Origin of the sequence: Streptomyces xanthophaeus, from assembly GCF_030440515.1 — a bacterium.
Lineage (GTDB): Bacteria > Actinomycetota > Actinomycetes > Streptomycetales > Streptomycetaceae > Streptomyces > Streptomyces kutzneri.
Genome location: NZ_CP076543.1, coordinates 5,886,777 through 5,908,621, shown reverse-complemented (window position 1 = coordinate 5,908,621; position 21,845 = coordinate 5,886,777). Strand labels below are relative to the sequence as shown.

General features: G+C 73.1%; 21 protein-coding genes and 1 riboswitch. Of the genes, 11 read left to right on the top strand and 10 right to left on the bottom strand.

The window, feature by feature from the left end; translation table 11 throughout:
* Window positions 1-47: 47 nt before the first annotated feature.
* Together KO717_RS26290 and rsmH are read right to left on the bottom strand one after the other, a co-directional pair.
* Window positions 48-587: a hypothetical protein gene (locus KO717_RS26290; RefSeq protein ID WP_437184582.1), complete on the bottom strand. Its 540-nt coding sequence runs from the start codon at window positions 585-587 to the stop codon at window positions 48-50.
* Window positions 584-1,513 carry a 16S rRNA (cytosine(1402)-N(4))-methyltransferase RsmH gene (gene rsmH / locus KO717_RS26285; RefSeq protein WP_053702208.1) on the bottom strand — a complete coding sequence of 310 codons (930 nt, stop codon included), beginning with the start codon at window positions 1,511-1,513 and terminating at the stop codon, window positions 584-586. Before rsmH ends, KO717_RS26290 begins: the two co-directional genes overlap by 4 nt.
* Before the next feature lie 363 nt (window positions 1,514-1,876).
* Here rsmH and KO717_RS26280 point away from each other — a divergent pair, with 363 nt between their 5' ends.
* From KO717_RS26280 to KO717_RS26265, 4 genes are all read left to right on the top strand, one after another.
* The gene (locus KO717_RS26280) at window positions 1,877-2,491 is read left to right on the top strand and encodes a beta-class carbonic anhydrase (protein WP_437184581.1); all 615 of its coding nucleotides are present in this window, start codon (window positions 1,877-1,879) and stop codon (window positions 2,489-2,491) included.
* Window positions 2,492-2,628: 137 nt separating this feature from the next.
* Window positions 2,629-3,639: an AAA family ATPase gene (locus KO717_RS26275; protein ID WP_301371679.1), complete on the top strand. Its 1,011-nt coding sequence runs from the start codon at window positions 2,629-2,631 to the stop codon at window positions 3,637-3,639.
* Window positions 3,639-5,015, top strand: a complete 1,377-nt coding sequence (locus KO717_RS26270) for a DUF58 domain-containing protein (RefSeq protein ID WP_301371678.1) — start codon at window positions 3,639-3,641, stop codon at window positions 5,013-5,015. Before KO717_RS26275 ends, KO717_RS26270 begins: the two co-directional genes overlap by 1 nt.
* Window positions 5,012-7,432, top strand: coding sequence for a DUF3488 and transglutaminase-like domain-containing protein (locus KO717_RS26265; protein ID WP_301371677.1), 2,421 nt, complete (start codon window positions 5,012-5,014; stop codon window positions 7,430-7,432). The genes KO717_RS26270 and KO717_RS26265 overlap by 4 nt, the downstream gene beginning before the upstream one ends.
* Window positions 7,433-7,853: 421 nt before the next feature.
* Here KO717_RS26265 and KO717_RS26260 read toward each other — a convergent pair whose 3' ends face one another.
* Genes KO717_RS26260 through KO717_RS26250 form a run of 3 tightly spaced genes read right to left on the bottom strand, consistent with a single transcriptional unit; the run spans window position 7,854 to window position 11,480 of the window.
* The gene (locus KO717_RS26260; protein ID WP_030016832.1) at window positions 7,854-8,486 is read right to left on the bottom strand and encodes a TetR/AcrR family transcriptional regulator; all 633 of its coding nucleotides are present in this window, start codon (window positions 8,484-8,486) and stop codon (window positions 7,854-7,856) included.
* A 29-nt stretch (window positions 8,487-8,515) separates the two neighbouring features.
* Window positions 8,516-10,612: a YhgE/Pip domain-containing protein gene (locus KO717_RS26255; protein ID WP_301371676.1), complete on the bottom strand. Its 2,097-nt coding sequence runs from the start codon at window positions 10,610-10,612 to the stop codon at window positions 8,516-8,518.
* Complete coding sequence (locus KO717_RS26250) at window positions 10,584-11,480, bottom strand: ATP-binding cassette domain-containing protein (protein WP_301371675.1); 897 nt, start codon at window positions 11,478-11,480, stop codon at window positions 10,584-10,586. Before KO717_RS26250 ends, KO717_RS26255 begins: the two co-directional genes overlap by 29 nt.
* Window positions 11,481-11,652: 172 nt before the next feature.
* Here KO717_RS26250 and KO717_RS26245 point away from each other — a divergent pair, with 172 nt between their 5' ends.
* From KO717_RS26245 to KO717_RS26225, 5 genes are all read left to right on the top strand, one after another.
* Complete coding sequence (locus KO717_RS26245; protein ID WP_301371674.1) at window positions 11,653-12,147, top strand: SAV_6107 family HEPN domain-containing protein; 495 nt, start codon at window positions 11,653-11,655, stop codon at window positions 12,145-12,147.
* 73 nt (window positions 12,148-12,220) lie between these two features.
* A complete protein-coding gene (locus KO717_RS26240) occupies window positions 12,221-12,979 on the top strand; it encodes a methyltransferase (RefSeq protein WP_301371673.1) in 759 nt (252 codons plus the stop codon).
* A gap of 294 nt (window positions 12,980-13,273) precedes the next feature.
* Entirely contained in the window at window positions 13,274-13,675 is a 402-nt protein-coding gene (locus tag KO717_RS26235; RefSeq protein ID WP_301371672.1) for a DUF3040 domain-containing protein, read from the top strand.
* Window positions 13,676-13,757: 82 nt separating this feature from the next.
* On the top strand, window positions 13,758-14,384 hold the full coding sequence (locus KO717_RS26230) for a DUF4126 domain-containing protein (protein WP_301371671.1): 627 nt from the start codon (window positions 13,758-13,760) through the stop codon (window positions 14,382-14,384).
* Window positions 14,385-14,433: 49 nt separating this feature from the next.
* Window positions 14,434-15,852, top strand: a complete 1,419-nt coding sequence (locus KO717_RS26225) for a phytoene desaturase family protein (RefSeq protein WP_301371670.1) — start codon at window positions 14,434-14,436, stop codon at window positions 15,850-15,852.
* Window positions 15,853-15,856: 4 nt separating this feature from the next.
* On the opposite strand, the gene KO717_RS26220 is transcribed toward KO717_RS26225, so the two are convergent.
* The 5 genes from KO717_RS26220 to KO717_RS26200 form a co-directional block, all read right to left on the bottom strand.
* Complete coding sequence (locus KO717_RS26220) at window positions 15,857-16,732, bottom strand: hypothetical protein (protein ID WP_301371669.1); 876 nt, start codon at window positions 16,730-16,732, stop codon at window positions 15,857-15,859.
* Window positions 16,733-16,782: 50 nt separating this feature from the next.
* On the bottom strand, window positions 16,783-17,697 hold the full coding sequence (gene metF, locus KO717_RS26215) for a methylenetetrahydrofolate reductase [NAD(P)H] (protein ID WP_053169107.1): 915 nt from the start codon (window positions 17,695-17,697) through the stop codon (window positions 16,783-16,785).
* 142 nt (window positions 17,698-17,839) lie between these two features.
* Window positions 17,840-18,475: a thiamine phosphate synthase gene (gene thiE, locus KO717_RS26210; protein WP_301371668.1), complete on the bottom strand. Its 636-nt coding sequence runs from the start codon at window positions 18,473-18,475 to the stop codon at window positions 17,840-17,842.
* Window positions 18,476-18,548: 73 nt separating this feature from the next.
* The gene (locus KO717_RS26205) at window positions 18,549-18,914 is read right to left on the bottom strand and encodes an Rv2175c family DNA-binding protein (protein ID WP_030724382.1); all 366 of its coding nucleotides are present in this window, start codon (window positions 18,912-18,914) and stop codon (window positions 18,549-18,551) included.
* A gap of 139 nt (window positions 18,915-19,053) precedes the next feature.
* Window positions 19,054-20,274, bottom strand: coding sequence for an NAD(P)/FAD-dependent oxidoreductase (locus tag KO717_RS26200; protein ID WP_437184580.1), 1,221 nt, complete (start codon window positions 20,272-20,274; stop codon window positions 19,054-19,056).
* A gap of 81 nt (window positions 20,275-20,355) precedes the next feature.
* Window positions 20,356-20,467: riboswitch (TPP riboswitch) on the top strand.
* On the opposite strand from KO717_RS26200, the gene thiO reads away from it, so the two are divergent.
* Both thiO and thiS read left to right on the top strand, forming a co-directional pair.
* Window positions 20,465-21,643: a glycine oxidase ThiO gene (gene thiO, locus KO717_RS26195; protein ID WP_301371667.1), complete on the top strand. Its 1,179-nt coding sequence runs from the start codon at window positions 20,465-20,467 to the stop codon at window positions 21,641-21,643. (Overlaps the previous riboswitch by 3 nt.)
* Window positions 21,640-21,840, top strand: coding sequence for a sulfur carrier protein ThiS (gene thiS, locus KO717_RS26190; RefSeq protein ID WP_301371666.1), 201 nt, complete (start codon window positions 21,640-21,642; stop codon window positions 21,838-21,840). The genes thiO and thiS overlap by 4 nt, the downstream gene beginning before the upstream one ends.
* Window positions 21,841-21,845: the final 5 nt, after the last annotated feature.

Genomic DNA, 21,845 nt, shown 5'->3' with positions numbered 1-21,845 from the left:
GCTCCTCAAACGCCGGAGGGGCTGGATGGGAACGGTGGATCACGGCGTCACCTTCCGGGGGTCTGGTTGGGCTGCGGGGAACCACCGGCGGCGGAGGGCGCGGCGGAGGGCGCCGGCTGGCCCGGGCCGGGCGCCGGGACCGGGGCCGACGCGGCGGGTGCGGCCGGGGCGCTCGGGGTCGGCGACGGCGGGGCTTCGGCCGGTGCCGCGCTGCCGGCGACCTTGCCGTCCGGGCCGATGAAGACCGGGCTGCCGCCGGGGACCAGGCCCAGCTCGTGCGCCCGGCGCTGGAGCGCGTCGGGCGCGGAGTAGGCGTCGACATCGCGCTGCAGCGCCTGCTCCTCGTCGGTGAGGGCGGTGGTCTCCTTCGTGAGCTTGCTGAGCTGGAAGGAGCCTTCGTTCAGTGCCGAGTTCAGCAGCAGCAGGCTGATCAGGCCGCCGGCGAGCAGGGCCACGACCAGCAGGACGAACGGCATCCGGGCCGCCTGCCCGCCGGGCCGCGGGCGGGCCGGGCGGCCGCCGAGCGCCCGGCCGAGGCGGGCCGCCTGCCCGCGGGTCAGCGTGGCGACCTTCCCGGCCTTGGTCACAGTCGCGCCTCCCGGATGCGTTCGACGCCGCGGAATCTGGCCGGGGCGGCCCGCCGGTTCTCGGCGATCTCCTCCTCGGTGGGCAGCTCGGCGCCGCGCGTGAGCAGTTTCAGCTTCGGCTGGTACTTCTCCGGCACCACCGGCAGGCCGGGCGGGGCCGTCGAGGTCGCGCCGGCCGCGAAGACCTGCTTGACCAGCCTGTCTTCCAGCGAGTGGTACGAGAGCACCGCGATCCGGCCGCCGACCGCGATCCGGTCCACCGCCGCCGGGATGGCCCGCTCCAGCCCGGAGAGCTCCCCGTTGACCTCGATCCGAAGCGCCTGGAAGGTCCGCTTCGCCGGGTTGCCGCCGGTCCGCTTGGCGGCCTGCGGCAGGGAGTCACGGATCAGTTCGACCAGCCGGGCGCTGTTGGTGAAGGGCTCCTTCTCCCGCTCCCGGACGATCGCCGAGACGATCCGCTTGGCCTGCTTCTCCTCGCCGTACTGGCGCAGGATCCGCACCAGCTCGCCCGGCGCGTAGCTGTTGAGCACCTCGGCGGCGCTGATGCCCGTCGTCTGGTCCATGCGCATGTCCAGCGGCGCGTCCTGGGCGTACGCGAACCCGCGGTCGGCCTCGTCCAGCTGCATGGAGGAGACGCCCAGGTCGAAGAGGATGCCCTGGACCGCCGGGATGCCCAGGCCGTCCAGGACCTCGGCGAGGTCGGCGTAGATCGCGTGGACGAGGGTGGCCCGGTCGCCGAAGGGCGCGAGCCGCTCGCCGGAGAGCCGCAGGGCCTCCTTGTCGCGGTCGAGGCCGATCAGGTGGGCCTCGGGGAACCGGGTCAGCAGGGCCTCGCTGTGGCCGCCGAGGCCGAGGGTGCAGTCGACGACGACGGCCCCGGGCCTCTCCAGCGCCGGGGCCAACAGGTCCAGGCACCGCTGGAGCATCACCGGGACATGTCGGGACTCGCTAGTCAAAGCGCCCTCTCAGATAACGGCGCGGCAGGCGCACGCACCACCGGGTCCCCGCATCCGCGACCGGCGCCGGGGAAGGTGGCGCCGGCCGGCCGGTGAGCGGGAGAGGGCCGGGCCGTACGTACGCGCCGCGCACGCGGAGTGTTCATCGGGGGCCGGGCGGCCGGTCAGGGCCGGGCTCCGGCCGGTTCGCGTCACTTTAGTGCAACGGTCGCCGCGGTCAACGAACCGCCCCGCGCGCCGTGCACGGCTCTCGGCGCGAACCGGCAAATGCCGTGAATCACCCGAACAGCCGCGTCACGCCCACCCCTGTGGGTTAGCTCACAACAAGCCTCGTTGGCGTTCTTTGTCCGCTCTCACGCGAGGCCACAACCCGCCGTGACCACTAACGTCGTACCCATGACGACTTCCGCATCCCTGCCTGCCGAGTCCGCGTCCGAGGCATCCGTCGGCGGATCCGTCACCGACCGGCTGGTCGAGGCGAATCAGCGCTACGCCGCAGAGTTCTCCGACCCCGGCATGGACGCCCGCCCCGTCCTCAAGGTCGCCGTCGTGGCCTGTATGGACGCCCGCCTCGACCTGCACAAGGCCCTCGGCCTGGAACTCGGCGACTGTCACACGATCCGCAACGCGGGCGGTGTGGTCACCGACGACACGATCCGCTCCCTCACCATCAGCCAGCGCGCCCTGGGCACCCGCACGGTGATACTCATCCACCACACCGGCTGTGGCCTCGAGAACCTCACCGAGGACTTCCGGCACGAGCTGGAGGACGAGGTCGGCCAGCGTCCCGCCTGGGCCGTCGAGGCCTTCCGGGACGTCGACCAGGACGTTCGCCAGTCGATGCAGCGGGTCCGTACGAACCCGTTCCTGCCCCACAAGGACGATGTGCGAGGCTTCGTCTTCGATGTGCACACCGGGCTCCTGCGGGAGATCGATCCCAGCTCTTGAGTGACACAAGGCCGTAACGCCGTCAAGAATGCGGGATGGCACCACCCGGGATCCCCGGGCCCGGTGTCCGTGTTTCGGGGTGGGCCGGTTCATGCGCCAAGGGCGTCGGCCCTGGGAAAGGGCCGAGGAGAACCAAGGTGACGACGTACGACGACCGAGCGAGCCTCGCGGATCTGACCAGCACGGTGGAGCGGGTGCGCCGGTCGGTCGAGAGCGTGATCGAGGGCAAGCCCGAGGTCGTCCGCCTCGCGCTGACCGTGCTCCTCGCCGAGGGGCACCTGCTCATCGAGGACGTCCCCGGCGTCGGCAAGACGATGCTCGCCAAGACGCTCGCCAAGTCCATCGACTGCTCGGTCCAGCGCATCCAGTTCACGCCGGACCTGCTGCCCTCCGACATCACCGGTGTCAGCATCTACGACCAGCAGCGCCGCGAGTTCGAGTTCAAGCCGGGCGCGATCTTCGCGCAGATCGTCATCGGTGACGAGATCAACCGCGCCTCGCCGAAGACCCAGTCGGCGCTGCTGGAGTCGATGGAGGAGCGCCAGGTCACCATCGACGGGACGACGTACACGCTGCCCAGCCCCTTCATGGTCGTCGCCACCCAGAACCCGGTGGAGATGGAGGGCACGTACCCGCTGCCCGAGGCCCAGCGCGACCGCTTCATGGCCCGCGTCTCCGTCGGCTACCCCAGCCCCGAGGCCGAGCTCCAGATGCTCGACGTGCACGGCGGGGTCTCCCCGCTCGACGACCTGACCTCCGTCGCGCACTCCCACGAGATCGTCAAGCTGATCGAGGCGGTCCGCGAGGTGTACGTGGCCGAGCCCGTCAAGCGCTACGTCGTCGACCTGGTCTCCGCCACCCGCACCCACCCCGACCTGCGGCTCGGCGCCTCGCCCCGGGCCACCCTGCACCTGCTGCGCGCCGTGAAGGCCTCCGCCGCGCTCGCCGGCCGGGACTACGTCCTGCCCGACGACGTCCAGGCCCTGGCCGCCCCGGTCCTCGCGCACCGGCTGCTGCCCACCGCGCAGGCCCAGCTGAACCGCCGCACCGCCGAGCAGGTCGTCGGCGAGATCCTGCAGCGCACCCCCGTACCGGCAGCGCACGCCCGCGGCGAGATGCCGCCCGGCGCTGGCATCCGGGGCTTCTGATGAGCGCCGGTGGCCCGCACGGCGCCGGTGGCCCGGGGGACGGCGGCGGACTGCGCGCGTCGCTGTCCGGACTGACCACCCGCGGCCGCTCGTTCCTGGCCGCCGGGATAGCCGCCGCCGCCTGCGCGTACGTCCTGGGCCAGGGCGAACTGCTGCGGGTCGGCATGCTGCTCGCCCTCCTGCCGCTGATCTGCGTCTACGCCCTCCACCGCACCCGCTTCCGGGTCTCCGGCAGCCGCCGGCTCAGCCCGGGGCGGGTCCCCGCGGGCAGCGAGGCCCGCGTGCAGCTGCGCATGGACAACGTCTCCCGGCTGCCCACCGGCCTGCTGATGCTCCAGGACCGCGTGCCCTACGTCCTCGGCCCGCGCCCGCGGTTCGTACTGGACCGGGTCGAGCCCGGCGGCCGCCGCGAGGTGTCCTACCGGGTCCGCTCCGACCTGCGCGGACGCTATCCGCTCGGCCCGCTCCAGCTGCGCCTCTCCGACCCCTTCGGGCTGGTCGAGCTGACCCGTTCCTTCAGCACCTACGACACCCTCACCGTCATCCCGCGCACCGAGCCCCTGCCGCCGGTCCGCCTGGCCGGCGAGTCCAACGGCTACGGCGACGGCAGCCGCCGCTCCCTGGCCCTGGCCGGCGACGACGACGTGATCCCCCGCGGCTACCGGCGCGGCGACGACCTGCGCCGGGTGCACTGGCGCTCCACCGCCCGCTACGGCGAGCTGATGGTCCGCCGCGAGGAGCAGCCGCAGCGCAGCCGGGCCACCGTCCTGCTGGACACCCGGCGCCTGGCCTTCGACGGCGCCGGCCCCGACTCCGCCTTCGAGTGGGCCGTCTCGGCGGCCGCCTCCAGCCTGGTGCACGTCCTGGAACAGGGCTTCTCCGCCCGGCTGCTCACCGACACCGGCGACGCGGTGCCCGGTGAGGGCGGCGGCGGTTTCTCCTCCGGCGGGCAGGAGTCCGCGGAGGCCGCCGGGCTGATGCTGGACACCCTCGCGGTCGTCGGGCACTCCGACGGCGCCGGGCTCTCCCGCGCCTACGACGCGGTGCGCTCCGGCGGCAGCGGCGGCTTCGGCGGAGCCGGCGGTGACGGGCTCCTCATCGCCTTCTTCGGCGACCTGGACGACGTACAGACGGAACTGGCCGCCCGCATGCGCCAGCGCACCTCGGGTGCGGTGGCCTTCGTACTGGACTCCGCGAGCTGGGGCGGACAGCCCGCTCCGGGGCACGCCGTGCCCCCGCTGGAGGAGCGGCTGCGCAGGCTGCGCGACGCGGGCTGGACCGCACTGGCCGCCCCGCCCGGGGTGGCCTTCGGCGAACTGTGGCGCCAGGCCGGAACCGCGCGCGTCGGAACGGGAACCTCCGGAGGTCGGGAATGAGCGGGCGGGCGAAACTGACGCTGTTCGCGGCACTGGCGACGCTGCTCACCTCGTGGTCGCTGAACCCGCTGGTGGACTCGCAGGCCTGGCTGCTGCAGGCGGCGCTGCTGCTCGCCGTGCAGAGCGGGGTGGGCGCCGGGGTCCGGCGGGTGCCGCTGGCCCGGACGCTGACCGTGGCCGCGCAGGCGCTGGTGTCGCTGCTGCTGCTCGCGTTCCTCTACGCCGGCAAGGGCGAGTCCCACGGGGACGGGCCGCTGGCCTACCTGGTGACCGACTTCGGCGCACTGTTCGGTCAGGGCGTCCGGGACGTGGGCGAGTTCGCCATCCCGGCTCCGCTGACGGACGGCATCAAGCTGCTGCTGGTGTCCGGCGTGCTGCTGATCGGGCTGCTGGTGGACACCCTGGCGGTGACCCTGCGCACGGCCGCCGCGGCCGGGCTGCCGCTGCTGGCGCTGTACTCGGTGGCCTCCGGCCTGGCGGGCGGCGGGGACGCCTCCTGGTTCTCCTTCCTGCTCGCGGGCTGCGGCTACCTGATGCTGCTGCTGTCCGAGGGCCGTGACCGGCTCGCCCAGTGGGGCCGCGTCTTCGGCGCGGCCCCGCGCCGGGGCGCCGCGGACTCCGGCCTCGGCAACGGGGCGGGCGGGCAGGCCACGGCGCCCGTGAAGTTCGGGCGGCGGATCGGCGCGGTGACCCTGGGCCTGGCGCTGGCGGTGCCGGCCGTCCTGCCCTCGCTCGGCGGCGGTCTGCTGGGCGGCACACAGGACTCCGACGAGGACGGCAGTGGCACGGGCGGGACGATCTCGGCGGTCAACCCGCTCGTCTCCCTGCAGAGCAACCTGAACGCGCAGGACAACCGCGTGATCCTGCGGTACCGGACGAACAGCCCGCAGCAGGGCGAGCAGTACCTGCGGATCGTGGCCCTGGACGAGTTCAACGGCGTCAAGTGGGAGGCCTCCGGGCGGGCCCTGATCGACGTGCCCGAGGAGCTGCCGGCACCGCCCGGGCTCCGCGCCCCGGTCAGCGGCAGCGCGGTCGAGGTCACCACCAGCATCTCGGCGGCGGACTACTTCACCCAGCGCTACCTCCCCATGCCGTATCCGGCGACGTCGGTGGACATCGGCGGCAAGTGGCGGTTCGAGCCGGTCGGCCGGACCCTGGTCGGCGACCAGCTGGGCCGCGACAGGTTCCAGAACGTCCAGGGCGCCGAATACGTAGTGCGCAGCCTGCTGCTCAAGCCGACGGCCCAGCAGCTCCAGAAGGCCCCGGAGCCCGACCCGGCGATCCGGGAGGAGTACACGAAGCTCCCGGACAACCTGCCGCCGGTGGTCGCCGAGCGGGCCCGCCAGGTGACGCAGGGGGCGAAGGACGACTACACGCGGGCCGTGAAGCTGCAGGACTACTTCGCCGTGAACGGCGGGTTCCGCTACAACACGAAGACGGCCTCGGGCACGGGTCCGCAGGCGGTCGCCCGGTTCCTCGACGACAAGGAAGGCTTCTGCGTCCACTTCGCCTTCTCGATGGCGGCGATGTCCCGCTCGCTGGGCATCCCGGCCCGCGTCGCGGTGGGCTTCACGCCCGGCGAGAAGCAGTCGGACGGCAGCGTGAACGTGTCGATGCGCGACGCGCACGCCTGGCCCGAGCTGTACTTCGAGGGCGTGGGCTGGACCCGCTTCGAGCCGACGCCCCGCTCCGGCATCAACATTCCGGACTACTCCCGGGCCCAGACGCCGGCCGTCCAGCCGTCCGCGCCGGCGCCGTTGCCCTCGCAGAGCGCGGCGCTGCCGTCGACGGAGCCCTCGGCGACCCCCGAGTGCCCGCCGGCCCTGAAGAAGCTCGGCGAGTGCGGTGCCGCGGCGCCCGTGCAGAACGCGAGCGGCGGCGGAGGCCCGTCCGTGACGACGGTCCTCGGCTGGGCGGCCGGCGTGGTGGCGGTGCTGGGCCTGCCCCTGCTCCCGCTGCTGTGGCGGACCCGGCTGCGGGCCCGGCGCCTGGCGACCGGGGAGGTCCTGACGGCCTGGCGGGAGTTGGGCGACACCGCCTGGGACGCGGGTGTGGTCCCGGACGAGGCGCTGTCCCCGCGCCGGGCGGCGAGCCGGATCGTGGACCTGGGCCGCCTGGAGCCGGAGCCTGCGGCGGCGGTGCACCGGGTCGCCGGTGCGGTGGAACGGGCCCTGTACGCGCCCCCGGGCGCGGAGGTCTCGTACCCGGAGCTGGCGGACGACGTACTGCTGGCCCGTGCGGGCCTGCTGGCGTCCGCGGACCGGATTCCCCGGCTGCGCGCCCTGCTGCTGCCCCGCTCGGCGGCCCGCATCTCCTGGGCCCTCTCGGCCCGCCGGTCCGCGGTCACCACGGCGGTATCGACCCGCCTGACCTCCGCCCGCCTCCGGCTCCGGCTCCCGCTGAGGAACCGCGGCTGAAGCACCGTTCGAGGCGATCTTTCAGCCTCGCCGGCGTGTGAGGCGCGGGGTCCGGGGCGGAGCCCCGGCAGCGGCGGCGCGGGCGGGCGCACGGTCCGCCGAACCCGCGGACGCGAAACGGCGAGGCTCGATCCCCCCGAGCCCCGCCGCTTCACGTATCTCTTCACCGGGTGCCGTGTCCCCCGTCCCGGTCACGGAAGGAGGCACCCGGTCCGCTCCGCAGCCCCGTGTCGGCGGTGCGGACCGGGTCTCCTGTCCGTTGCTCCCAGTCTGGCGTCCGCGCAGGTGGGAGCCCATCCGCGCACGTACTCATTTCCGTGCCTAGGTACGGATACTCAGCCGTCGCGGCCGGCCCCACCAGTTCTACGGGGCGGCGCGCCCGCGCGGCACCGCCGACTGGGGGGTGCCGGAGCACCGGAACTCAGCGGTTGCCGCTGACCCGGCCCCGCAGCAGCAGCGACAGCGCCGAGTGGACGTCGTCCAGGGACCGCTCGCTCTGGAAGGACTGCCAGTCCAGGGCGGCCACCAGCACCATCCCGACCATCGCGGCCGCCGTGAGCGGCACATCGATCTCGGCGCTCAGCTCACCGCGTTCGACGCCCTCGCGCAGCACCTTCTCCACGACGGCCACCGCCTCCTGCCGGACCACCATCAGCGTGGACTGCCACGCCCGGTTGGTGCGCCACAGTTCGGCGACGTACAGCTGGGTGAAGGCCGGGTACCGGTCGATGAAGACGAGCCCCGCGCGGATCATGGCGTCGAGCGCCTCGACACGGCTGCCGCCGCGGGCCTCCGTCTCCTCGGCCGCCGTCCGCAGAGAGACCGTCAGCAGGCCGACGCCGTGCCTCAGCAGCTCCTCGAAGAGCTCGTTCTTGCTCGCGAAGTTGTAGTAGACCGTGCCCTTCGCGACGCCCGCCCGCTCGGCGATCTCATCGACCGTGGTCGCGGAGAAGCCCTGCTCCGCGATCAGGGTGACGGCCGCTTCGTAGAGCTTCTGCCGGGTGATCGCACGACGGCCCCCGCCGGTACCCGTACCGGTGCTGCTGCTTTCCATGGCGCTGATTGTCACAGGTCAACACGTCCCTACAGGCTGAGTTCCGGGTGCAGTCGGTCCATGGTCCACACCTGCTTGCCGCGGGCGGCGAGCGCGGTGAGGGCCAGGGCGCCGGCGGTGAAGGCCAGCAGGACCGCGCCACCCTGCCAGACCGGGGCGAGGTCGCCACCGGTGATGAGGCGGCGCAGGCTCTCGACGATGTACGACATCGGCAGGTACGGGTGGATCCAGTTGAAGAAGTCCGGGCTGGTCTGCACGGGGTAGGTGCCGCCCGCCGAGGTCAGCTGGAGCATCAGGACGGCCAGCACCAGGATGCGGCCGGCGGCGCCGAACTTGGCGTTGAGCCACTGGACGATCGCCGCGAAGCATCCGGTGACCAGCATCAGGAAGCCGATGGTCAGGGCCGGGTGGGCCATCTTCAGACCGAGGCCGGGCGCCCAGTGCAGTACGGACATCAGCAGGGCCACCTGCGCCGTGCCGAGGCCCGCCACGGGCAGCCAGCCGGCGAGGGCGACCCGCCAGGGCGAGGCACCGGCGGCCAGGGCCCGCCGGTTCAGCGGGGCGATGAGCATGTAGGCGACCATCGAGCCGACCCAGAGGGAGAGCGGGATGAAGTAGGGCGCGAAGCCGGTGCCGTAGTTGGGCGCCTTGTGCAGGGACTGGTTGGCGAGCTGGATCGGGTCGGCCATGACCTGGGTGCGCTGGTCGCGCTGCTGCTGGTCGTAGTCGGGGATCTTGCCGGCGCCCTCGTGCAGGCCGCCGGCGAGCTCGCCGGTGCCGTCGACGAGCTTGTACATGCCGCCGTCGAGCTGGTGGGCTCCGTCGCCGAGCTTGCCGACTCCGTCGGTGAGGGCGCCGGAGCCGGTGGTGGCGGAGCCGAGGCCGGTGTGCAGCTGGGCCATGCCGGCGGACACCTTGTGGGCGCCGTCGTTGAGGGCGTTGACCTTGGCGACGGCCGCGTCGAGGTCGCCCGCGAGCTGCGGGGCCTTGTCGACGAGCACGCGGGCCTTGTTCTCCAGGTCGGTGAGCTGGGTGCGGAGCTTGGCGACGTCACCGTTGGTGTTCTTGGCCAGGACGCTGACGTCCCCGCTGAGCTCGGCGGCCTGGGCCGTGCTGTCCCGGACCGTCTTCAGGTCGGGGCAGGAGGCCAGGTGCGGTTCGCCGCCGGGGGTCACGCAGTGCTTGGTGTAGTAGGTGTCGGCGACGGTGGCCGCCTTCTTGGCGGCAGCGGCGGCGGCCGGGGCCTTCTCGGTGAACTTGTCGAGGTGGTCGCGGACGACCTTCGCGGTGTCGGCGACCAGCTCGGCGGTGTCGGCCAGGTTCTTGGGGTCCTTGACGAAGGGACGGGCCTTGTCCGCGGCCCCGTTGATCTTGTCGGCCACCGCCTGCGTACCGTCCGCGACGTCCTTGGAGCCGGTCTCCAGCTTGCCGGCCGCCGTGTTCAGCTTCTGCAGACCGCTGTTGAGCTCGCCGGACTTCTCCTGCGCCGTGTCGAGGCCGTCGGCGAGCTCCTTGGCGCCTTCCTGGGCCTTGCCCGCGCCGTCCTTGAGCTTGTCCGCGCCGTCGGCCGCCTCGGCGGTCTTGTCGTGCAGGTCGGAGAAGTTGACGAAGATCTTGTCGAGGAAGCCGCGGGAGGCGTTGGCGGACGCCGCGGAGCGGACCTCGGCGAAGACGGAGCGCGAGATCGAGCCGACGATGTAGTTGTTGGCGTCGTTCGTGCGGACCTGGAGCGCCCCGGTGGTGGGGTCGTCGCCGGAGCTGGAGGCGATCTTCGCGCTGAAGTCGGCGGGCAGGGTCAGGGTCAGGTAGTACGTACCGTCCTCCAGGCCCTTGGCCGCCTCCTCGGGGCTCGCATAGCGCCAGTCGAAGGACTTCTTGCTGGCGTGCAGCTTCTCGGCGATCTCGGTGCCGACGTCGAGGCGCTTGCCGTCGACGGTCGTGCCCTTGTCGGAGTTGACGATGGCGACGGGCACCTGGTCGAGCCGCTTGTACGGGTCCCAGAAGGACCACAGGTACAGGGCTCCGTAGAGCAGCGGCAGCAGGAGCAGCGCGACGAGAGCGGCCCGGGGCAGTTTCCCCCGCCCGAACCGCTTCAGCTCAAGCGCGGCCAGCTTCGGCGAGCGCATCGTCCGCCCCCTTCGTGTCGTCGTTCTCGGAATCGCTCTTCGTGTCGTGCTCGGTGTCGTGCTTCGTGTCGGTCCCGGAGCCGCTGTCGGCGGCTGCGTCCGCGTCCGCGTCCGCGTCGGCGGCGGCGGCGGCGCTCTGTACGACGGCGGGCGCGTCCGGCCCGTCCGGGTCCTTGGGGGAGGTCCGCAGGACGACCGCGTCGGCGGGTGCCTCGCTGCACACCGCGAGGACGGTGATCCCGCGGGCGGCGACCGAGCGGAGCAGGTCCCAGGCCTCGGCACGTTCGGTGTCCGACAGCTTGAGGTCGAGGTCGTCGAGGGCCAGCAGCCCCGGGGAGCCCAGCAGCGCAATGGCGACGGACAGCCGTACGGACTCCAGCCGTTCCAGGTCCCGTACGGAGGTCCGCCCGCCCTTGGGCAGCGTGGCGAGGTCCAGTCCGGCGGCCTCCAGGGCTGCGGCGATCCGCGCCTCTGCCGTGGCGCGGCGCTCGGCCCGTGGCCGCAGCATCGCGCGGACCGGGGCGCCGTAGTGGCGCTGGAGCAGGGCGCCCTCGCGCAGCTGTTCGGCGACGGTGAGGGCCTGGTCGAGCTCGTTGACCCCGGCGACCGGGCCGAGTGCGGCGATCCGGCGGACCGCCGTCATGCGCTTCGGCAGCCGGTGGCCGCCGACCTCGGCGTGGCCCCGGGTGGGCTTCATCCGCCCGGTGAGGGCGAGGAGCAGGCAGGTACGACCACTGCCGGAGGGGCCTTCGACCGCGATGAGCGAGCCGGGCGCCGCGTCGATACCGACTCCCCGGAAGGCCCAGCCTCGCGGGCCCTTGAGTCCGAAGTCCTCGGCCTTGACGGCCGCGCCGTGCGGGCTGTCCACGCCGTCCCCCTTCTTTTTGAACTGACCGGTCAGTTCAAAAACTAGCATCCTTCTTCGCACCAGGTGCGCAGGAGGGGGTAGTTGCCCGGTTCGTGACCGTAAAAGCCCAGGTCAGCGCAATTGTCAGTGGGGAGCGTCACGATGGGGGCAACGCATCGACAGGAGGTTCGTCATGGCCACACCGTCCCCGTCCCCTGTCCACCCCGTCCTGCGCAGGTCGACCGCCCCACCGGCCGCCCTCGACCTGCTCGCCAAAGCCCACAGCGGCCTGGCCGAGGCCGCCCGGCTGACCCGTCCCAACGAGCGCTACGCCACCGCCCATCTCGCCGCGCTGCGCACCGCAGCGGCCGTGCTCGCCGCGCGCGCCCGGCCCGAACCGGTGAACCCGCGGCGGCGGCCCCGGATCCGCAGCGCGTGGGAGGTGCTGCCCGAGATAGCGCCGGAGCTGGCCGAGTGGAGCGCCCTCTTCGCCTCCGGCGCCGCGCGCCGGGCCAGGGCCGAGGCGGGGATAGCGGACGCGGCGAGCCGCCGGGACGCGGACGATCTGGTGCGGGCGGCCTCGATGTTCCTTCGCCTGGTGGAGCGGATGCTCACCGTCCGGACGGCGCCCCAGCCCCTGGAGAAGAGCCTGCCGCAACCACGTCCGGAGCATCCGGACGCGGGATGAGCTGCCCGGCGGCGGAAGGCAATAGGGTGGGCCAGGACCGCTCACCCTTTACCGCGCCGAGGAGCCATCAGCCGTGTCGGACACTTCCCGCCCCCGTGCCTCCCTCCGCACCGCCGTGGTGTGGGAGGTCCTCAAGGAGGCGCTCGACCGCCGGGTGAAGGCGACCGGGCGGGATGTGCTGGACGTGCTCGACACCGGTGGCGGCACCGGCAAGTTCGCCGTGCCGGTGGCCCGTCTGGGCCACCGGGTCACCGTGGTCGACCCCAGCCCGAACGCGCTGTTCGGGCTGGAGCGCCGGGTGGCCGAGGCCGGTGTCGCCGATCTGGTGCGCGGCGTCCAGGGCGACGCGCAGGGCCTGTTGGACGTCGTCGAGCAGGACGCCTACGACGTGGTGCTCTGCCACGGCGTGCTGGAGTACGTGGACGACCCCGCGGAGGGCGTGGCCAACACGGTGGCCGCGCTGCGGGCCGGCGGCACGCTCAGCCTGCTGGCCGCCGGTCTCGGCGGGGCCGTGCTGGCCCGCGCCCTGGCCGGGCACTTCACGGAGGCCCGTACCGCCCTCACCGACCCGGCCGGCCGCTGGGGCTCCGGCGACCCGGTACCGCGCCGCTTCACCGCCGAGCAGCTCTCCGAGCTGGTCGGCGACGCCGGCCTCGCGGTCGGCGCGGTGCACGGCGTGCGGATCTTCGCCGACCTCGTGCCCGGGGTCCTGGTGGACACCGAGCCCGGCGCCGTGGAGGCACTGCTGCGCCTGGAGGAGGCCGCCGCCGAGCTGCCCGCCTTCCACGCGGTCGCCACCCAGCTGCACGTCCTGGGTGAGAAGCAAGCCTGAACCGCGACCTTCCGCGCGCGGAGTCGGCCGCACACCCTCCGATCCGCCGGTCGGCCCCGTATGATCAGGTGCAAGACCGGCATGGTGGACGGACCATTGGGGAATAAGCGCCTCAGTGACCGCCCCCGCGGCGGTACGGTTTTCACGCAGCGCTTTCACCGGCTGCGTCATTTCTGGGCCGCGCCCATTTGGAACGCGGCGTAGAGGGCGGGTGTCACGGGGGCGATTCCCCGCCTATCCTGAAGGGGACCCCTGGTCGCTACCCCCCGCGACCGACGGATGAGGAGGACTCCCGTGCCGCTCTCGGAGCACGAGCAGCGAATGCTCGAGCAGATGGAGCGAGCGCTGTACGCCGAAGATCCCAAGTTCGCGACAGCGCTTGAGGGAAGCGGACTGCGTACGTACACCCGGCGACGGGTCTACCAGGCAGTCGCAGGCATTGTGGTGGGTATCGCGCTCCTCATGACCGGTGTGATCATTCCGAACGTGCTCTGGATCAGCGTGGTGGGTTTCCTCGTCATGCTGGGATGTACGGTCCTGGTGGTCACCGGTTGGCGCAAGGCACCCAAGCCTGGCGAGCAGCCCGTCTCCGGAAGTACTGGCGGCCCGGCCCGTGGCCGGAACCGGCAGCGTCGGTCGATGATGACCCGCATCGAGGAACGGTGGCAGCGCCGCCGTGACGAGCAGGGGCACTAGCCCCGGACAACGTGGGTGAGGGGATGGCCGCCGTGCGGCCGTCCCCTCACTTTTATGCGTTCCCGTACGGCATGATGATCCGATGAGTGTGCTCCCCCTGGTCTTCACCAGCGGCTGGGCCAGTGGGATCAACGCTTACGCCGTGGTCCTCCTGCTCGGCATCTTCGGCCGCACCGGCCTCACCGACGACGTTCCCGCCTCCCTGCAGCGCACGGACGTGCTGATCGTCGCGGCGGTGCTGTTCCTGTGCGAGGCGATCGCCGACAAGGTCCCGTACATGGACTCGATATGGGACACCGTCCACACGGTGATCCGGCCGCTGTCCGGTGCGGTGATCGGTGCGCTGCTGGCCGGGCAGACCGGCTCACTCCCCGAGATCACCGCCGCCGCGGTCGGCGGCTCCACGGCGCTGGCCAGCCATTTCGTCAAGGCCGGCACCCGGATGGCGATCAACACCTCGCCCGAGCCCTTCACCAATGTGGGCATGAGCATCGCCGAGGACCTCGGCGTGGCCGGGCTCGTCACCTTCGCGATGTTCAATCCCGAGGCCGCCGCGATCATCGCGGCCGTGCTGCTGGCCGTCGGGCTGGCCATACTGTTCTTCCTCTGGAGCCGGATCCGCCGCTTCCTGCGCCGTCGCGCCCAGCGCCGCGAGGAGAAGCGGCTGGCCGCCGGGGCCCGCGAGACCACCGGGGCCCCGCCCCGCTGACCACAGGGTCACCACGGGGGCCGGCACGGGGGTCGATAGGCTCGGCCGCATGGCACGAATTGCGGTGATCGGCGCCGGCATGGGCGCGATGGCTACGGCGGCCCGGCTGGCCGTGGCGGGCCACCAGGTGACGGTGTACGAACGCGGGACGACCTACGGCGGCGCCGTGGGCCGGTACGAGCGCGAGGGCTTCGCCTTCGACACCGGGCCCGGGCTGCTGCACCTGCCGGCCGTCTACCGCGATCTCTTCGTGAAGACCGGCAAGCGGCCGCTGGAGACCTGCGTCGACATGGTCCAGGTGGACCCCGCCGTCCGGCACGTCCTCCCCCACCACGGCATCGACGTCACCCTCCCCGGCGCCTCTCGCGGCGGTGTCGCCGCCGCCCTGGAATCCGCCTTCGGCCCGGGCGCGGGCGAACGCTGGAACGCCGTCCTGGGCCGCGCCCGCGACGCCTGGGACGCCACCCGGCGCCCGCTGCTGGAGGAGCCGCTGCGGCCCGGCGCCCGGCAGAGCCTGGGCGGCGACCCGTACCCGGCCCTGCGCCGGAGCGGCCTGCTGCGCCGCCGTACGCCGACCCTCGGCGAGGTGGCCGACCGGGAGCTGGGCGGCGCCCTCGCCGAGCTGCTGACCGGCCTGGTGCGCGGGTACGGGATCGACCCCGCCTCCGCACCGGCCTCGGCGGCCGTGCTCCCGTACATGGAGCAGACCTTCGGCAGCTGGTACGTACGCGGCGGGATGCGGGCCCTGGCCACCGCCGTGTACGAGCGCTGCCTGGAGCGCAAGGTCGCCTTCGTCTTCGGGGCGGAGGTCCGGGAGGTCCTGGTCACGGACGGCCGGGCGGCCGGTCTGCGGCTGGCCGACGGCACCGAGACGGCCGCCGACACCGTCGTGTGCGGGATCGACCCCCGGCAGCTGCCGGCCGGTTCCCTGCCGTGGCCGCCGGACGCGGTCCCCGCCCGCGGGGACGGCGTACCGGGGCGGATCACGCTCCTGCTCGCGCTGCGCGGCGCCCGCCCCGCCGACGCCGTGCACCGCACCCTGGTCCACGCCTCCGGGGCGCAGGTCACCGTCATGCGCCCGGACGATCCGGCGACCCGGCCCGACGGGGACCACGAGGCGGTCACCGTGAGCGCCGTGCCCGGGCCCGGGACCTCGGACCCCGCCGAGCTGCTCAACCTCGCCGAGAAGGCCGTACAGGGGCTGCGGGAGCGGCTGTTGTGGCACGAGGTGCGCACCCCGGCCGACATCGAGGCGGCGACCGGTGCGCTGGGCGGCGCGGTGCCCCCGCCCGCCCTCGCGGGGGCCGGGGGCCGGCTGCTCCAGCCGGCCAACACCACGGCCGTGCCCGGGCTCTACCTGGCGGGCGGCTGGGCCCACCCCGGCGGCGGGCTGGCGCACGCCGGGATGACCGGGGCCCTGGTGGCCGGACTGATCGTGGAGGGCGCGGAGTTCCGCGGCTCGCAGTGAGCCGTCAGTAGCGGTACTGCTCGTACCCGCCCTGCTGGGGGTACGGGTACTGCTGCTGCGGCGGCTCGCCCTGGTCCTCCATCGGGTAGGCCTGGCCGGCTCCGTCGGTGGACCGCTGCTGCGGGACCCAGACCCCGCCGGGCGGGGTGTCCGTGGAGTACTGCTGCTGCTGCCCGTAGTCGGCGTACGGGGTGTAGTCGTACTGCTGGGGCGGGGCCATGCCCCCGCCGGTGCCGATGTACGGGTCCGAGTAGGCGGCGTAGACCTGCTGCTGGTCGCCGGTCGGATAGCCGCCCGAGTAGTCGTAGCCGCCCTGGTTCTGCTGGTCGTAGTACGCCGCGTACTGGTGGGCGTCCTGCTCGGCCGTGGTGAACGGCGAGGCGAAGGCCGCCGTCCGGTCGACCTCGGGCGCGAGACTCTGTATCCCGTAGGACCCGGATTCCTCGGGGACCGGCTCCGGGCTGTAGACCGGCGGGGGCGCATCCCGGAACGACCGCTCCTCCGCGGCCCCGTCCCCGGCGCCGTCGGTGTCGGCGGCGTCGTACTCCAGCGCAGTGACCTGGAGGGCCGGCTCCTGCTTGGTGCCCGCGGCCCGGCGGCGGCGCGTCTGCCGTACGGGCTCCCCGCCGCGGCGCAGCGCCCAGCCGGCGACGAAGCCCTTGCGGAAGGACAGCGTCACCAGGGTCTGGCCCACGGCGAACGCGAGCGCGCCGGCGCCGATGACCGGCACCGACGGCAGTATCACCCCGGCGACCACGCCGAGGAAGCCGGCGAAGGCGAGCAGGCGCCAGCGGAGCCGGGCCTTGTACTGCATCAGGACCTCGGCAAGCAGCCACAGCGCGACGAAACCGAACGCGATGTAGAGGACCGTCATTCCCATGCATGGCCCCTCTCGGTACGGCCGCCGGCGCGGGAACGGGGGGCGGCCGCTCAGGCCCGCTGGTGCAGGCCCAGGTTCTCGTAGATTTCGAGAGTCGCCGTGGAATTGTTGAGCGTGATGAAGTGCAGCCCCGGGACACCCTCGGACAGCAGTCGCGCGCAGAACTCCGTGGCGAACTCGATGCCAATGGAGCGTACAGCGGCCGGGTCGTCCTTGACGGCGAGCATGCGCTCTTTCACGTCCGCGGGGAAGACCGCGTTGCTGAGCTGGGGCAGTCGGTCGAGCTGCTTGATACCCACAACAGGCATGACCTCGGGGATGATCGGGGTCTCGCAGCCCGCCTTCTCGACGCTGTCGCGCAGCCGCAGATAATTCTCCGGATCGAAGAACATCTGGGTGATCGCGTAATCGGCACCGGCGTGGCACTTGTCCACGAAGTGCCGGATGTCCGTGTCCCAGTCCGTCGAACGCGGGTGCATCTCGGGGAAGGCGGCGACGCCGACGCAGAAGTCGCCGGACTCCTTGACCAGCCGGACCAGGTCGGCGGCGTAGTGCACACCCTCGGGGTGCGCCACCCACTCGCCCATCGGGTCACCCGGCGGGTCTCCGCGCACGACGAGCATGTTCCGGATCCCGGCGTCCGCGAACTGCCCGATGACATTGCGCAGCTCGGCGACCGAGTGGTCCACGGCGGTGAGGTGCGCGACGGGGGTCAGGGTGGTGTCGGCGGCGATTTCCTGGGTGGCCTTGACGGTGCCGCCGCGGGTGGAGCCGCCGGCTCCGTAGGTCACGGAGACGAAACTGGGGGATACCGCCTCGACCCGGCGCAGGGCGTTCCAGAGGTTGCGTTCGCCCTTCTCCGTCTTCGGGGCCCAGAACTCGAAGGAGTACGAGCGCCCGGACGCGAGGAGGTCCCGGACCGTGTGCGCACGGTCCGACCAGGTGGAAGCGGTACCAGAGGCCATGTGGGCAGGTTAGACGTGGCCCGGCGGACGCCGAAGCCTTGTCCACGTTTTGGACACGTTTTTGGACACTTGGAGGGTCCGCTCCGGCCGGAAGGCGTCCGTACGGGGTAACGCGACCGCCCGCCGTCCGGGCGGACGGGGCTCAGCCGAGGCGGGCCCGGACCCGCTTGGCGAGCTCCGCGGCGGCCGCGCCGGGGTCGGTGGCCTCGGTGAGGGCGCGGACGACCACGATGCGGGTGGCGCCGGCGTCCAGCACCTGGTCCAGGTTCGAGCCGTCGATGCCGCCGATGGCGAACCAGGGGCGGTCCTGCTCCAGGGAGGCCGCGTACCGGACCAGGTCCAGGCCCGGGGCGTGGCGGCCGGGCTTGGTGGGGGTGGGCCAGCACGGGCCGGTGCAGAAGTAGTCCACGCCGGCTTCCGCGACGGCCGCGTCGACCTCGTCCTCGGCGTGGCAGGACCGGCCGACCAGCACCCGCTCGCCGAGGATGGCGCGGGCCGCGGGGACGGGGATGTCGCCCTGGCCGAGGTGCAGGACGTCGGAGCCGATGGCGTGGGCGACGTCGGCGCGGTCGTTCACGGCGAGGAGCTTGCCGTGGCGGCGGGCGGCCTCGGCGAAGACCTGGAGGTGTTCGAGCTCCTCCCCCGCCTCCATGCCCTTGTCGCGGAGCTGGACGATGTCCACGCCCGAGGACAGGACGGCGTCGAGGAACGCGGGGAGGTCACCCTGGCGCTTGCGGGCGTCCGTGCAGAGGTAGAGCCGGGCGTCGGACAGCTGCATGGGTGTACCCCCCGTGATGGATGCGGTGTACGGGCCGCGGCCCGTACACCGCTGTGGAGCGAAGGCGATCAGGTCAGAGGGCGAGCGCCTGAGCGCGGCGCTTCACCTCCGTGCCGCGATTCTCGCTCAGCGCCTGCACGGGGGTGCCGGGCAGGGTCGGATCCTCGGTGAAGAGCCATTCGAGGATCTCCTCCTCGGTGAAACGGTCGTCGCGCAGCACGGTCAGCAGGCCGACGAGGCCCTTGACGACCTTGTCGCCGTCGATGAAGGGGGCCGGAACCTGCAGGGAGCGGTTCTCGCCCCGGCGGACGGCGATGAGCTGCCCTTCCTTGACCATCTGGCGGACCCGGGTCACCTCGATGTTCAGCATCTCCGCGATGTCGGGGAGGTACAGCCACGAGGGGACAAGGGCATCGATCTTTGCGTCAATCTCGGTCACAGGGACAAGCCTGCCATCTCGGCTCCGCCGCCGGTACCTGAGCAGCCCCGTCCGGGTCGCGGCCCATGCCGGGGCTCCGCCCCGGACCCCGCGCCTCAAACGCCGGCGGGGCTGGATTTTCCAGCCCCGCCGGCGGCCGTCAGGCCGTGGCCGACTTCAGCGGAGTCCCGGGGTCGGAGACCTTGGCGGGGTCGACGGGCACCCCCGTCTCGATCAGGCGGCGGCCCTGCGCCAGGTCGCGCGGACGCCCCACGGCCAGTACGGCGACGAGCGCGCCGCCCCGCAGCCAGCACACCGACCAGGCGGGACCGGCCGGGTCCCCGCGCAGGAGCAGGGCGTCGGCCCCGCCGTGATGTCCCGCGTACTGCACGAAGCGCCCGAACTGCTCCGACCAGAAGTACGGCACCGGGTCGTAGACCTGGGCCGGCTCCCCGGCCAGGATGTTCGCCGCGACCGTCCGCGGCCCCTGGAGCGCGTTGTCCCAGTGGTGCACGAGCAGCCGCGTCCCGTACCGCCCGGACGGGAAGGAGGCGCAGTCGCCGACGGCGTACACCCCGGGCAGCGAGGTCCGCAGGTACGCGTCCGCGGTGACCGAGCCGTCCGGGCCGCGCTCCACGCCGGTCCCGTCCAGCCATGCGGTGGCGGGGCGCGCGCCGATGCCCACCACCACCGCGCCGGCGGGCAGGGTCCGCCCGTCCGCCAGCAGGACCCGGCCCTCCTCGATCCCGGCGACCTTCGCCCCGGTGATCAGCTCCGCGCCCGCCTCCTGGTACCAGCGCGCCATCGGCTCGGTGACCTCGGCGGGCAGCGCCCCCGCCAGCACCCGGTCCGCCGCCTCGACCACGGTGACCTCGCAGCCCGCCTCCCGGGCGGCGGTGGCGAACTCGGCGCCGATCCAGCCCGCCCCGACGACCACGGCCCGGGGCGACGCGGCCAGCACCGGGCGCAGCCGGGCCGCGTCGTCCAGGGTGCGCAGCAGGTGGACACCCGGGACGCCCTCGGTCCCGGGGAGGGTCAGCGGCTGCGCGCCGGTCGCCAGTACGAGGGTCCCGTACGGGACCGGTCCGGCCTCGGTGTCCAGCTGGTGGACGTCGGCGCGCAGTCCGGTGACCTCGATGCCGAGCCTGAGGTCGATGTCGAGGCCTTCGAAGTCCACGTCGAAGGCGGAGTCCTCGGCCTTGCCGAGGAGCACCGCCTTGGACAGCGGGGGGCGGTCGTAGGGCTGGTGGGGTTCGGCTCCCAGCAGGGTCACGGGGCCGGCATAGCCCTGTTCGCGCAGGGCCACAGCGGTCTGCACCCCGGCCATGCCGGCGCCGACGATCACGACGCCGTGCTGATTCTGTTCCGTCTGCTCGCTCACGCCGCCACCCTAATCATCTGACGCTCCGTCAGGAATAGGTGCCGCCTTACCCGCCGTCCACCGCCGGGTTAGTCTGGCCACCGTACCTATCGCGGGAGTCCGGCGCACCGGGCTGAGAGGGAGGCTGGCCGGCCTCCGACCGTACGAACCTGATCCGGGTCATGCCGGCGAAGGGAGGGGCTGGACGCCCATGCACTCATCCCGAACATCCCGGAAGGGATCCGACGTCCTCGTCATCGGGGGCGGAATCATCGGCCTGGTCACCGCCTGGCGGGCCGCCGCGCGCGGGCTGAGCACCGTACTCGCCGACCCCGCACCCGGCGGCGGCGCCGCCCAGGTCGCGGCCGGCATGCTCGCCCCCGTCACCGAACTGCACTACGGCGAGGAATCCCTGCTGGGCCTCGGCCTCGCCTCCGCCGCACGCTATCCGCAGTTCGCCGCCGAGCTCGCCGAAGCCAGCGGCGGCCTGGACATCGGCTACCGCGCCTGCGGCACCCTCGCCGTCGCCCTCGACTCCGACGACCGCCTCCACCTGCGCGAACTGCACGCCCTGCAGCGCCGCTGCGGCCTGGAGTCCGAGTGGCTCACCGGCCGCGAGTGCCGCCGCCTGGAACCCATGCTCGCCCCGGGCGTACGCGGCGGCCTGCGCGTCGACGGCGACCACCAGGTCGATCCCCGCCGGCTCGCGGCCGCCCTGCTGGCCGCCTGCGAACGCGCCGGCGTGACCATCCACCGGGTCGGCGCGCAGCGGCTGCTCACCACCACCGACCGGGCGACCGGCGCCCTCCTCGACGACGGCACGGAACTGCTCGCCGACCAGGTGGTCCTCGCCGCGGGCTCGTTCACCGGCCGGCTGGCGGGCGTACCGCCGGAGGTCGTGGCCCCCGTACGACCGGTCAAGGGACAGGTCCTGCGGCTCACCGTGCCCGCGGCGTACGCGCCGTTCCTGTCGCGGACCGTACGGGCCGTCGTACGCGGAAGCCACGTCTACCTGGTGCCGCGCGAGAACGGCGAACTCGTCGTCGGCGCCACCAGCGAGGAACTCGGCTGGGACACCACCGTCACCGCGGGCGGGGTCTACGAACTCCTGCGCGACGCCCACGAACTGGTCCCCGGCATCACCGAACTCCCGCTCACCGAGACCCGGGCGGGACTGCGCCCCGGATCCCCCGACAACGCCCCGCTGCTCGGCCCGACCGACCTGCCGGGCCTGCACCTGGCCACCGGGCACTACCGCAACGGGGTGCTGCTGACCCCGCTCACCGGCGAGGTCCTCGCCGAACTGCTGGCCACCGGCGAACTGCCGGAGATCGCGCGCCCCTTCACCCCCCGCCGGTTCTCCGCCGCACGTCAGGAGTCGTACGCATGACCATCTCCGTCAACGGCGAGCCGCGCGAGGTCGCGGCCGGCGCCACCCTCGACACGGTGGTCGCCACCCTGACCACCGCCCCCTCGGGCGTCGCCGCCGCACTCAACGAGACCGTGGTCCCGCGCGGGCAGTGGCCGGCCACCGTCGTGGGCGACGGCGACCGGATCGAGATCCTCACCGCGGTACAGGGGGGCTGAGCGTC